We start from the raw sequence: 13,664 nt of genomic DNA, 5'->3' as shown, positions 1-13,664 counted from the left end.
ACTTCATACGTATAAATATGTTATTATACGTTTAATTGCACCATTATAGCAGAAAATAGATACTAAAGATAACAAAATTATTACATCAGTTTTTATTACAAAAACTGATTACTTTTTTAGATTACTCTCCGCGTCGTATTGCAACCACTTCAGAAGGGAATTTTTTTGCACACGGCTCAATAAACCATGTCTCACCGTTTGAGAGTTTTACTTCTCCACCCCATTTTTCATCGGTATCAAATTCACTGGTAACAATGGTCTCTTCCATATCTTTTTTAGCAACATAAAAAGAGATTGCCCCTTTAGAGTCGTAACGTAACATAACTTTTGCCATAATTTTCTCCTAATTTAAATTTATAAAATCCATCATCACATGACGTGGAAAAACTTTCGCAACCGATGTAACCAATCTGATGAGAGGTGACCTTCAAAACTGATGCGTAAAAATGTGCCGCTCAGACGACGTATAATGGTGTTGGTTTTATACTCTTTATCATTATGTTCAGGAAAATCTTCCCGATAATGGACACCGCGTGACTCTTCACGCCCCAAAGCTGACATCACCATTGCTTCTGCCACCGTCAAAGAGTTACGAAATTCAATAATCGACATTAACTCGACATTATCGGAACGCTCTTTGTTGACACACGCTAGTCCACCTGTACGCTTCATCAAATAATGGACGTACTCTAATGAGGAGGCAAGGGTATCATGTGTTCGAAAAACTCCCGCATTTTTATAGAGATTATTCCCCAAGTTTTTACGCATGGTATTAATATTAAAGCGATTTTCACCCTCTAAAATCATCTCAATATAGCGGGATTCTTTATCGATTTGGGCATAATCGATGGGGTGGAACTCCCCTTTTTTTGCCACTTTAGCTGCTTCGTCTCCTGCAACACGACCGAAATATGCCGCTTCGAGTAAACTATTACCACCCAAACGGTTTGCACCATGCACTCCGCTGTAGGCACATTCGCCACACACAAATACATTAGCGATATCGGTAGAGGTATCATCCCGTGACCAAATTCCCCCCATCGTATAGTGTGCTGATGGGGTAATAGGGAGCAACTCGCTCAAAATATCAATCCCCGCACCCATAAGGGCATGTTTACGTGCTGAGGGGAGTTTTTTATCAATCAACTCTTCGCCAAGATGGCGAAAATCGAGATAAACTTTATGCCCCTCCAGCTGATGCTTGACAATGCTGCGTGAGAGTTTATCTCGTGTAGCGAGCTCATCGGTAAAACGCTCACCGCTCTCATCAACGATAGTTGCCCCCTCACCTCGCGCCGCTTCTGAAATCAACGTCCCACTGTTTAAAAGGGTCGTGGGGTGAAACTGCACAAACTCCATATTGACCAAACGCATTTTGGCACGTAGTGCAATCGCGAGTATATCTCCACTCGATTCTTGGGAATTGGTTGAGTGACCGCGATAAATCCCCGCATATCCACCACCTGCTAATACCAATGATTTACACGCAAAAGCAATCACTTGAGAATCACGGCGACGGAGCATCGTAAGGCCTGAGAGTTCCTCTTTAAAGGTTGCGATAGAGAGAATCATATGATTCGGAAATATTTTCACCCCCTCTTTACGACATTGTACCAAGAGAGTTTGGGTTATGGAAGCACCCGTTTTATCGGCAATATAACAGGTCCGTTTTGCTTTTGTCCCACCGAATGGGCGTTGCGCTACAGCACCGTTTTCTTGGGTATCAAACAGAACACCCATTTTTTGTAAATCTTCAATAACCGCTTCTGCTCCGACAACCATTGCACTTATCGGTGAAAAACGACCTAGATTATCTGCCCCTTTTAGGGTATCGGCAATATGTTCACGAACGTCATCATGAGCAGTGGTCTTTAAAACAGCATTGATTCCCCCCGATGCAACGGCGGAGTTGGAACGCAGAGGATTGCTTTTGGAGATAATAGCGACTTTAAGCCCTGCTCTACGTGCAGTTAGTGCCGCGTATAGCCCAGAGATTCCCGTACCGACTACTACCACATCATACAGCATAGCTTTCTCCCATTAAAGTATTCATCGCCTCATCGGTTGCAATAGGCACATACCCTAAAATCATATTGTCAATAACATGTGCTGGGTCAACCGCCCCAAATATTGCCGTGATTGCTCCGGCAGAGCGGGCGAACTGCAATGCACTGGCAACATCGTTCAACTCGCTAGTTTGCATCAATTCACCAATCTTAGCGCTAAACGGTCGTTGAAAGAGATTTTTTTGGAGCAATGGTGAGGAACCGAGCATACTCAAACCAAATCGTGCACATGCATGCATCAACGGATAGTAGTAACCATCATCACATTGTTGATTAGCATAGCCATAAGCGTGCGGTTTTGCCATATTAAAAGGGCTTTGGAGATATTTAAATCCGTGGTTCTCTCCACCCACTTTTTGGGCTATTTTGACAACTTTAGACAATGAAATATACTCTGTGTGATCCTCTTCATACAAAAAACCGTTCCATGATGCAATACCGTAGGAGACAATTTTCCCCTCAGCACGCAACGTTTCAAAAAGCTCAAACGCCACTTCGATACGTGCATAAAAGGTCTCATGATCGATATACCCTAACTGTGTTTCGGGATTATGGAGATAATAAATATCAATCGTCTCTAACTCCAAATTTTTGAGAGACTGTTCACAACTCCAACGCAAATATGCCGGAGTCATACAATGTTGATCAATAATCACTTCATCAGCACTCGCCAGTCCCGCTTTAATAACGTTCTCTTGTATCCAACCATAAGGATTATCGGGAAACGGAAAATCCAGAGGGATAAATCCCCCTTTAGAGGCGATAATCACCTCTTCACGCTTGAGTTCACCCTCATCAAACATCTCATTTAACGCTTCTGCAATCTCACGCTCAGACATTTGATAGCGGTAGTTAATCGCCGTGTCGATTAGATTAATCCCACGACGCAGTGCCATTTTTAATGCCTCCGCGTAGTTGATGATGTAATTATCCTCTTTGTACGGTTCAGCCTTGTACGTACCGATTCCCAATGAGGGAAAAAAGAGCTCTCCATTAAAGCGATAAAAATCTTTTGAATAATTACCAAATTTTTTGAGATATCCGAATGTCCCCTCTTTGGTTGCGTGCGCCATCTTTAAACCACCATCACTCGCAAATTAGATTTAAGTTTGAAATTGAGCATATCCTGCATACCGGCAAGAGTTGTTGTCGTGTTCATTGAACAGCTCATACATTCACCTTTGTATTGAATATAGAGTTCGTGTTCCCCATCCACCTCTTTGAGGTCGATTACTTCAACATCCCCATGATCGGCTTTGAGCGTTGGTCGAATATACTCTTCGAGAATTGATTCGATACTGCGGAGTTTTTGTACCAAACTCATTGCATTAAAGTTGCCATCCCCTTTTGCCTCTTTAATTTTTTTACTAATTGCCTCTTTTTGGAGTTCTGCGGTGATTTCAGCGAGCATATCGACGAGATAGACATCTTTTTTCTCATGTCCACCCGGTTTAATACACGATTTACAAAATCCGCCCGCTTTGGTGTAGTCGGTGATTTGCTCGATTGATTCGAGTTTATTGAGTTTAATCACCTCTTTGAGAGTATCGAGACTCACACGTGCACATTCACACACGATAAATTCGGTCTCAAACTCCGACATATCAACCCCTTTATAGATTGATGCCGCTTTTTTGATAACGTCATATGCCATAACCGAACAGTGCATTTTTTGCCCTGGAACCGCAGGGATATCTTCCTCATCACGAAGCGCTTTTTCGACATCGATGTTAGTAATTTTTAACGCTTCATCGACGGTTTTATCCATACAGAGTTCCGCCATCATGTCTGAAGAGGCGATTGCCGTTCCACACCCGAAACTTTTAAAACGGCTTTTAATTATGACATCATTTTTTGGATCAATCATCCAATACAAACGTACCGCATCACCACAACTTTCCGCACCAAAATCGGCAATAATGAGTTTCTTCTCAGCAGCATCTGCCTCTTCTTGAGTGATTTCTCCCATATTTATAGGATCGTTCATACGTCGTTGTACTTCACTCGAGTACTCTTCCCATAATGCTCCGCCGATTAATGTATCTCTTGCCATTGAATGCTCCTTTTGTTTAGAACGCCAAATGGGTAAACCCCTTTGGCTACGCTAACGCTAAGTTTACTTCAGCAGTAAGCTCAATCGCATTAACATGCTCTGTTTTGGTATTTCCAATGAGTATTGCAAACAGTGTTCTAGGTAAGGGATGACATTTTTGTAGCACTTTTATTTGAGAACAGTAAATGCATGGATATTTGTAAAAGTTGATTATTTTATAAGCAGTAAGAGAGTGAACACCCACTCAATTTCATCTTATAATGACACATCAACAAACCATTACAAAGGGGTCCACTATGGTCCAGATTACTGCTGTATTTAACCGTCATTGCCTAAACGATGTTCTTCGAGAACTTTTTGATAACGAAATTGAAGGGGTAACCGTAATGGATGTTATCGGGAAAGGTTCACTCGGTATTGCTGAGAAAAACAATGCACCCGATTTATTTCCAAAAGTGATGCTTTTAATCGTCGTTTCCGATGATAACCACAAAAAAACTGCTATGGAATGCATCCGCGCTCATACTCAAGATTTAGGTCACGGTGCAGGAAAAATGTGGGTCACGCCGGTGCTCGAAGTTGAACGTATCCGTACAGGTGAGAAAGATGAATCTGCTCTCGCTCAACCCGCACCTCGTACCACTCCAAAAAGTAACACCTTTTTTACTGCCGTCGATACTCCCTCGAGCTAATCCTATTTCTCCGTATATTACGGAGTAAATACTACACACTTTCACCATTTTTTACCTCTTTATATCCTATTATAAAGCCATATAACGGTACAATTTGAAGATAATGAAACATATACTCCCGAAACGACTCACCATCACTTTTGTCTTTTTTATATTCTCAGCCATTCTAATTATTTTATTTATTGGCACTGATCGCCTTCTCTTTTCAGCGCAAGTCAAAAAAACTGCTCTCAACAATGCAGTGGGAAAAACGGTCGAGCGTGAAACCTATTTTAAAAATTTTCTCTCTGAATCCAACAACCTCCTAAGCGGTATAGCTGAATCGAAACCCTTTCAAAACTATTTAGTACATCAAAATATCGATATTGAACCACTATTCTTTACCTTGGCAAAAAGTAACTCACTTATCATGCAATTACGTTACATAGATAAAAGTGGTATGGAAAAGATTCGTGTTGATCGTCAAACGATTGGTGATACTCCCTTTGTCGTTGAGCAAAATAAACTTCAAAATAAAGCAGATCGCTACTATTTTTCCCATTCTCTATACAAACCGCTTAATAAAGTATGGTTCTCTAAACTCGATCTCAACATCGAACATAATCAGGTAGAAAAGCCTTATAAACCTACCCTACGCGCTATATATCCAATCTCTGATAACAATGGACACTTTAACGGCATCCTTATCGTCAACTATTTTATGTCCTCTTTTTTAGATCAATTTTTTAATGCGCCCCTGTACGATATGATTTTGACAGACAAAGCGGGATATCCGCTCATCCACTATCAAAAAAATAAAAACTGGGGCTTTTATCAATCTCCACAATACAACATCCATACCGAATTTCCACAACAAATCCAAGCAATCCTCACCAGTACACTCTACCAAGACGATTCAATCGTAGCACGGAAACTCAATATTCCTCTTGATGATGAGCTATTTTTGATCTTACAACTCAAAAAAAGCTACCTTGCCAAAGAGGATGCCAATACCTATAATGAGTATTTAATTATCAGTCTCATCGTTCTCATCCTCTCTTTTTTTGTGAGCTGGTTTTTGTCAGGGATGATCCGAAAAGTGCTCGAATCACGATCAAGATTATTTACGAAACTTGCAGAAAGTCGTAAACTCTTACAAGAGACACTTGATGAGCAACAAGCATTGCTCGAAGTTAAAACAACCGGTTTCGTCCATATCAAAAATAGACATTTTGTCTGGACAAATGAAACTTTTGAAACTATTTTGGGATATGAACGGGGTGAACTTCAGGGAAAACCTACCCGTATTATCTATTTTGACGAAGAGGAATACCAAAAATACGGAGATCAATGTACCCTCTCACTCCCAATTGAGGGGATATATTCATCCGAAATCAAAGCTATTAAAAAAGATGGAACGCCAGTTATTTTAATCGCCAGTTTAACCGCATTAAAAAATACTCCCAATGAAGCAATGGGAGTAGCATTTGACATAACTGAGCAAAAAAATACCGAACAAAAACTACAAGAATCTTTGAGTAAAAATACACAGCTACTTAATATTATCGACAACTACGTATCATTTTTAAAAGTCAATTTACAAGGGTTTGTTACCGATATCAGCACGAGTTTTCTTCACCAAATCAAATGCAAAAAAGAACAAATTATCGGTGAACCCATCAGTATTCTCAAATCAGATTTCACCCCAAAACATCTTTACAAAGAGATATGGAGTGCAATCGCTTCAGAGAGAACCTACACTTTTGAAGTGCTCAATAAAAATTTCGAAAACGAACCCCACTGGTACCGTGTCACAATTCTTCCCGAATATGATCACAATCATACTATCGTTGGATATATCGCTTTTTATGAAAATATTGATGAGCAAATGATCTTTAAAAATAATGCTGAAACCGATAAACTCACTGGTTTAGCCAATCGGGTAAAAATTGATGAAATGCTCTTAAGCGAACAGTTGCGAGCCAACCGACACAAACAGCCTTTTTCTATTATTTTGGCTGATATTGACCTCTTCAAAGATGTTAATGACCACTTTGGACACCAAACGGGAGATTTGATTTTGCAAGAGTTTGCACAGACTATCTCCGACAATATACGTAAAACTGATTTTGTAGGTCGCTGGGGTGGAGAAGAGTTTCTTATTATTTGTCCTCACACCGATCTACGAGGAGCAACGGCACTCGCTGAGAATCTTAGAGCCACCATTATGGCACACAAATTTTCTATTATCATGAATAAAACCGCCAGTTTCGGAGTGAGCCAATATTCCGATGACCAACCGCTTGAAGCACTATTTAAAAATGTGGATGATGCATTGTATCAGGCGAAAGAAACAGGAAGAAATAAAGTGGTAGCGAAGTAAGTTTTTTATACGATATAATCTCTCATTATGAATTTTTGTTATGGAGTATGAGGTAATCTCTTCCACTCATGAATTCATCATACAACGATAAGGCTACCAAATGGGGTATGATTTAGAAAACAAACTGGTTATTGCCATCTCTTCGCGTGCATTGTTCTCTTTAGAAGAAGAAAATAGAATTTTTGAGAAACAAGGGCTAAAAGAGTACTACCAACATCAGCTCGAAAAAGAGCATGATATCCTGAAACCCGGCACCGCCTTCGATCTCGTCAACAACTTTTTAGCGATCAATACCCTGTTTGATGATGGAAAACACATCGAAGTCATTATCATCTCACGCAACAATGCCGCCACCAGTTTACGGATCACCAAATCGATAGAAGCGTACAACCTCGATATCGTTCGATCCGCATGGACGGGTGGAGAAAAAATCTCCAAATATCTATTACCGTTTAAAGTCGATCTCTTTTTATCCGCCTACGAAGACGATGTGCGTGATGCGATCGATGTCGGGATAGCCGCTGCGAGGATTTTACCGTTCGAGGGAGATCGACAAATGACCCTTTCTCATCAAGTGCGCATCGCGTTTGACGGAGATGCCGTTTTATTTTCAGACGAATCGGAACAAATCTACAAACTCCAAGGGCTCGATGCCTTCATCGCACACGAAAAAGAGAACGTCAGCAAATCACTCCCCGATGGACCATTCGCCAAATTACTACGGGTTATCTCCAAAATCCAAACTCATTTTCCAGATAATACCTCTGCCCCGATCCGAACCGCCCTCATCACCGCCCTCATCACCGCCCGCAACTCTCCCGCCCATGAGAGGGTTATACGGACACTCAACGAGTGGGGAGTCCGTATCGATGAAGCCTTTTTCCTAGGAGGTGTCGATAAATACGAAATCGTAAAGGCATTTCAAGCGGATATTTTCTTCGACGATCAAGACGTTCATCTCGAAAAAACTTCCAAAGAGACCCCCAGCGCAAAAGTGCCTTATGTCTCCTCCTCTCCCCTTTTTGAGAATCAAAGCTGATAGCGAATTGGTATTGAAATGAATATTAAGATGGAGAAAATGTATTGAAATTATTATATTTTTTTTTAGAAGATGACTACAAACATATACCTAAAGGCGGATACCAATTCGATAACGAATTCATTGTAGAAGAATTCAATCCAAATCCAGTAAACTATATTAGAAATATTCGCTTAAAACATAATACTGACTATCATCATCCATTTAATAACTCTATTTCAAATATTACATGTATTGTTGGAAAAAATGGAATAGGAAAAACTACTTTTTTTGAGTTACTCATTGCTTCATTACTTTGGAGATTAGATGGGGAATTGTTAAAAGATAAACTTCATTTTCTTTTTTATGACAATTCAACAGATAATTTTTTTATAGAAAGTTATATTAACAATGCACATGCATGGCAAATAAACTTAGATGGTACAAGTAAAGATATATATAAAAATACTTATACACAAAATAAAAGAGAAGAAGATAAAAATACGAAATATAATCTTAGAAACGATAAATTTTCTGTTTTGCCTTTTCAAATGAATCTTATTTTTCATAGTCTTTCGCCATTTGATAGGATATATTCTCTTTTGAAACAAAGGCTATCTTCTTCTCCTGAGATGAGAGAACATTATGTCAAACGATTTAAATACATTGGTATTAATCAAGTTGAAACTAACGATGTAAAATACGAATATATGACCATTATTAACCTGCTTAATTTATTTTTTAATGAAAATAGCAAAAACTTAATAAATCAGTTTGGCTATTTTTTTGAAAATATATTTTTCAATACTAATTCCTCATATGTTTATACCAATATAAAGTTCCCAAAATACACTGAATTAATTGAAAAAAATATGCAACTAGAGCTATTTGGTATAGATGAAAATAAGTATAGTCAGATTATTGAGATGATAAACAACCGTTATCAAATGTTTTTAGTAAGCAAACTCGATGCTGAATTCCTAAATATGATTTTATTAAAAAATTTAAAACTTAGTGAACCTAATGATTTTATGGTTTTTCTTCACCTTGCAATATTGCGAAATGATGCTAATAAGAACAAAGATATTCTTGAAGTCGTACAAAACGCTTTAGATGATTTAGAATCGTTTATAGAGAAGAATATGATTTTTGAATATGTGAACTATGCCATGATAAAAAATCTTGTATTAAATAAAGACAAATATTTAAAATTAGAGGAGTTAAAAGATCCTTCCAAATTAGAGAAAATAATAAAAGAACAACAAATATATGATTTATTAAAACTCCTAAAATCGCTTAGTATCATGGATGTAATTGACTTTAGCATTAATCTTAGAAAAAAAGATAATGAAAATAAAATTGATTTTTTCAAACTAAGTTCCGGCGAAAGAACACTACTGTCATATTTTGCAAATATTGTTGGTAGGATCAATGAAATATATGAGATACAGAAACAAGATGAAACTTATAACGATGTCTCAAACAAAACATTTTTAATACTTATTGACGAAGTGGAATTACATTTACATCCAGAATGGCAAAGAATGTTCATCAAACGTTTAAATGATTTTTTCAATTACGGTGAATTTCCAATCAATCTTCAATTTGTCATTGCAACACATTCACCTTTTGTAGTAAGTGACATATATGATCAAAATATTATTTATCTAGGTGAAACTGGCAAAGAAACAAAAACTTTTGGCGGCAATATCTTTGATATTTTTAAAGATGATTTCTATGTAAGTAACACGATAGGAGCTTTCAGCGAATCGATTATCAAAGATTTATCAGAGTTCTTATATTTTCTTTTTGTATTAAAAAAAGCGAAAAGTGAATCAAACTTTTTTATGTTAAGAGACTTCTTAGATTTGATGTATGCAGATATAAAAAATCGAGATAGTGAAAATATAGAATTAATTGAAAAAACAGAGAAGTTTTTATCTGGTCAAGCACCTGAATTAATTACTCAATATGACAGAATAGTAAGAAACAAGTATTTTGCAAATTATCGAAATGAAACATTTTTTTCTGAAGCAAGAAAAATTATTGACAATATTGGTGAAGAAGTCGTGAGACAGCATATCAACAAGATGTATTTATATTTACAAGATAGTCGCTAAATATGATAACAATAGATGCACAGTACCAAAACAAATTAGTTGAATATTTTCATAAAAATGATTATGACTCAATACAAATTCTCAATGACCCATCATATAATACTATGCTACAAACAACAAAAGATTTTTTACTAAATTTATCATTTGAAGAAAATGGAAAAATAAAACCAGATGTGTTATTTTCAGAACAATCCAATAATGCTTCAACTATTGAAACATTTTTTACTAGTTTAATCAATCAATTCGGGAATCAATCGAGAGATATTTTTATAATGACGCCTGAAAATATTGACTGTAATCACAGTTTAATGAATATTGATGAACAAGTAAAATGTATAAAAAAATTCATCATTAACAAATATTCAAAAATGTATCAAAACATGAGAAGTGTACATGGAAAAAAATTAATTCAATCAAGTAATTTGTTTGTCTGTCCATATTGCCACAGAAGCTATATCGGAGTCATAGAATCACAAGATGGTTCTCGAAATATTACACCTGATTTAGATCATTTTTATCCAAAATCTCGATATCCATTTTTAGCTGTTACACTTTCAAATTTAATTCCATCATGTTTATTCTGTAACCAGAGATCAAAAAAAAATATTGACTTTTATAAATCATCGATATATCCGCCACAAACAATATTTGATAAAATCGAGTTTGATTTTGATCCCTATACGCATAAAATTTATATCAATAACTATGCTGATTTAATAACCAATACAGCTTATAAGACGCATCTTGAAACATTTTTAATTCAAGAAATATATGCCTCACATACAGAAGTATTAAGTACTATTCTTGAAAAAAACCAAAAATATAGGCAATCCAAAATTGAAGATATTGCTGAATATACAATAGGTCTTTCAACCTCTGACATTAAAAAACTTGTATTTTATGAGTATGAATTTATGGATAAAAAGAAAGAACTATTATATAAGCTCAAAAAAGATTTATACAATTCTATTGTATTAAAATAATATAAAGTATCTAATCCATTTAAGATAAAAGCCAAAAATACTCTGTATAATTCTATTAATAGTACTATTAAGGAGACGATTATGGTAGTAATGGCGAATGAAGTCAAGACCAAAGGGGTTTCACTCTTTGATAAACTTTTCGAAAAAGCCGAAGAGGTCATCATAAACGTGCGCGGTAAAAACAAATACGTCGTGATCGATATGGAACGCTATAAAGAACTACGCGCTATGGAACTCGATAAAGCATACACCCAAGCGATGGCGGATATTGCGGCAGGACGTTATACCACTGATGTGGATGCACATCTACGTGAGATCCACGAGTTAGTAAATGAGCTATAACATCCATTTAACCGACGATTATCAAAAAAGAGTCAGAAAGTTTATCAAACGTCATAAGGATATGGCATCTCGATACGATAAAACCATACAGATTTTGAGAGAAAATCCCTATCACCCCTCTTTACGACTTCATAAATTGAACGGAGAGTTACACGAATATTACTCTGTATCTATCAATATCGAGTACCGAATCATCATGGATTTTATCGTTGTAGATAAAATCATCATCCCGCTCAATATCGGAACCCACGACGAAGTTTATTAGAGCAACTCCAACTTATACAAAAATGCCCGTTCTTTGTAGGAGGGAATATCGAGTTCTTGACGGTATTTGGCGATAACACGGCGTACCATCTTGACTCCAAAACGGTTTTCAATCGTCTCATGGAGATCTTTATCACTAAAAGGATTCTCTTTATCCTCACTGCTAACGAGACGTTGCAAGAAATGTTTGATCTCTGAGGTTGATACTTCTCCGATAGAGTTGGAGAAAAAATCTTTGAACGCGTACAATCCCCGCTCGGTTTGGATATATTTATCAGCAATCGCACGGGATATCGTCGATTCATTAAATCCTAACTCATCGGCAACGTCTTGGAGTCGGAGCGGTTTGAGTTCTCCCCCCATAAAAAAGCTGTATTGCTTTTCGAGTAAAACGAGTGCAACGTTATAAAGTGTCGCTTTTCGAAGATCAAGCAGTTTGACCAGTTCCCGTGCCTCTTTGAACTTTTGTTTTGCAAAGTTGTCGTATTTATCAATCAAGTTCACTTGTAAATCGGGATAAAAGGCATGATTGATACGGATATTGAGTTCTGAACCTGCAAATTCGATAAACAAATCGGGGGTGATTTGTGCTTCGGGTTCCATATACTCTAACGCAGGTGGGTTTTTGAGATGCTGTAACACATGTTTAGCATCGTGTAACCTAGGGTGATTGATAAATTTTTCCATTTTATCAAACTGTAAAATCATAGCACCGAGTAAAATAGAGAGTTCATCATCAAGTTCGTAATCGTTTAGCTGAAATAAAAATGACTCTTTATAATCTACTGCACCCACACCGGAAGGTTCCAAATGGGCAAAACGTTGACGCACCCTCTCTACCGTATGCGGATCAGTATCGCATTGCTGTGCTACCTCTTCGATTGAACCTTCAAAATACCCCTCTTCGTTAATATAATAGATAATTTGACGAGCAATTTTTTGAGAAATCGGTGTTGGAAAAAGGGGAGCTACAACTTGTTCATCCAGTTTTTCATACAAAGAGGTAGAGGAGATACTTAACCATTCGATTTGATCGCTGGAGGCGTTAGAAACATAGCTTTGAAAAGCTCCGTATGCTGAAGAACCACCCACTTGAGAGTTAGATTCTTCGAACCCTGAACGCACCTCTAAACAAGGGTTTTCATTGGTAATAACTTGCAAATGTTTTTCGAGATCGTTAAGTGAGCATTGGAGAAGTGGTAACCATGTTTGCATCGAAAGTCGAGGGAGTTGTTTTTGTTTAAAAGAGAGGTTCGTTTGCATAATAATCCACCTAAAAATTGCTCGAATATACGAAGTATATGCATATTCTGTTCTAATTAGTATTGTATGATATTATTTGAATTATAAGTGATTAAAAAGTAGGCAACTTGCCTCGAAAGAGGCAAATTTTAGTATTTAACGCGAACCAATCCATTTGGTGCAACGACTTTCATTTGACAAGCCAAGCGAGCTTTCGGATTACTCTCATTAAGTGTTTTAAGTACAGCGATCTCTTTAGCAGTGATTTCGCTCATATACTCCATACCTGATTCGATCATTACGACACAAGTACCGCATTCACCGTCACGGCATCCGAAAGGCAATGCTGAACCGGAAGCTTCAACGATATCTTGAATCGTTTTACCCGGTATGACGTTGATCGCCAAAAAGTCATTCATAATTTCTACACGTGTTGTCATCCCAACTCCTTTGTTGATTACGATTATTTAGCCGCAGGGGCACCAATATGATACGATATGCAAAAATCTCAAAAAGTGATGA

The 13,664-nt window shown here is 37.2% G+C and carries 13 protein-coding genes; 7 read left to right on the top strand and 6 right to left on the bottom strand.

Features of this window, described 5'->3' with window-relative positions; all coding sequences use genetic code 11:
• Positions 1–121: 121 nt before the first annotated feature.
• The 4 genes from nifT to PHC76_RS07990 are packed head-to-tail and all read right to left on the bottom strand — an operon-like array spanning position 122 to position 4,119.
• Positions 122–334 (bottom strand): putative nitrogen fixation protein NifT, encoded by a 213-nt coding sequence (gene nifT / locus PHC76_RS08005; RefSeq protein WP_299973592.1) that lies wholly within the window; start codon positions 332–334, stop codon positions 122–124.
• Positions 335–369: 35 nt separating this feature from the next.
• Positions 370–2,028, bottom strand: coding sequence for an FAD-dependent oxidoreductase (locus PHC76_RS08000; protein ID WP_299973595.1), 1,659 nt, complete (start codon positions 2,026–2,028; stop codon positions 370–372).
• Positions 2,018–3,139, bottom strand: a complete 1,122-nt coding sequence (locus PHC76_RS07995) for an aldo/keto reductase (protein ID WP_299973598.1) — start codon at positions 3,137–3,139, stop codon at positions 2,018–2,020. The genes PHC76_RS08000 and PHC76_RS07995 overlap by 11 nt, the downstream gene beginning before the upstream one ends.
• A 2-nt stretch (positions 3,140–3,141) precedes the next feature.
• On the bottom strand, positions 3,142–4,119 hold the full coding sequence (locus tag PHC76_RS07990) for an iron-sulfur cluster assembly scaffold protein (protein ID WP_299973601.1): 978 nt from the start codon (positions 4,117–4,119) through the stop codon (positions 3,142–3,144).
• A gap of 296 nt (positions 4,120–4,415) precedes the next feature.
• Between PHC76_RS07990 and PHC76_RS07985 the strand changes: the two genes are divergently transcribed.
• The 7 genes from PHC76_RS07985 (at position 4,416) to PHC76_RS07955 (ending at position 11,901) form a co-directional block, all read left to right on the top strand.
• Positions 4,416–4,811, top strand: coding sequence for a P-II family nitrogen regulator (locus PHC76_RS07985; protein WP_299973604.1), 396 nt, complete (start codon positions 4,416–4,418; stop codon positions 4,809–4,811).
• 103 nt (positions 4,812–4,914) lie between these two features.
• A complete protein-coding gene (locus PHC76_RS07980; protein ID WP_299973607.1) occupies positions 4,915–7,173 on the top strand; it encodes a GGDEF domain-containing protein in 2,259 nt (752 codons plus the stop codon).
• 100 nt (positions 7,174–7,273) lie between these two features.
• Entirely contained in the window at positions 7,274–8,212 is a 939-nt protein-coding gene (locus PHC76_RS07975) for a 5'-nucleotidase (RefSeq protein ID WP_299973610.1), read from the top strand.
• 44 nt (positions 8,213–8,256) lie between these two features.
• Positions 8,257–10,311: an AAA family ATPase gene (locus tag PHC76_RS07970; RefSeq protein WP_299973613.1), complete on the top strand. Its 2,055-nt coding sequence runs from the start codon at positions 8,257–8,259 to the stop codon at positions 10,309–10,311.
• A gap of 2 nt (positions 10,312–10,313) precedes the next feature.
• Positions 10,314–11,294, top strand: a complete 981-nt coding sequence (locus PHC76_RS07965; RefSeq protein WP_299973615.1) for a hypothetical protein — start codon at positions 10,314–10,316, stop codon at positions 11,292–11,294.
• Between the two features lie 81 nt (positions 11,295–11,375).
• Entirely contained in the window at positions 11,376–11,636 is a 261-nt protein-coding gene (locus tag PHC76_RS07960) for a type II toxin-antitoxin system prevent-host-death family antitoxin (RefSeq protein WP_299973618.1), read from the top strand.
• Positions 11,626–11,901 (top strand): type II toxin-antitoxin system RelE/ParE family toxin, encoded by a 276-nt coding sequence (locus tag PHC76_RS07955; protein ID WP_299973621.1) that lies wholly within the window; start codon positions 11,626–11,628, stop codon positions 11,899–11,901. Before PHC76_RS07960 ends, PHC76_RS07955 begins: the two co-directional genes overlap by 11 nt.
• On the opposite strand, the gene rpoN is transcribed toward PHC76_RS07955, so the two are convergent.
• Together rpoN and PHC76_RS07945 are read right to left on the bottom strand one after the other, a co-directional pair.
• Positions 11,898–13,163 carry an RNA polymerase factor sigma-54 gene (gene rpoN / locus PHC76_RS07950; RefSeq protein WP_299973624.1) on the bottom strand — a complete coding sequence of 422 codons (1,266 nt, stop codon included), beginning with the start codon at positions 13,161–13,163 and terminating at the stop codon, positions 11,898–11,900. The two genes, PHC76_RS07955 and rpoN, sit on opposite strands and share 4 nt — an antisense overlap.
• Before the next feature lie 128 nt (positions 13,164–13,291).
• Complete coding sequence (locus PHC76_RS07945; RefSeq protein ID WP_299973627.1) at positions 13,292–13,582, bottom strand: 2Fe-2S iron-sulfur cluster binding domain-containing protein; 291 nt, start codon at positions 13,580–13,582, stop codon at positions 13,292–13,294.
• Between the last annotated feature and the right edge of the window lie 82 nt (positions 13,583–13,664).

It is taken from the genome of Sulfuricurvum sp. (assembly GCF_028710345.1).
Lineage (GTDB): Bacteria > Campylobacterota > Campylobacteria > Campylobacterales > Sulfurimonadaceae > Sulfuricurvum.
Note: the sequence above shows the minus strand (reverse complement) of the source record. Positions and strands in the feature narration are given on the sequence as shown.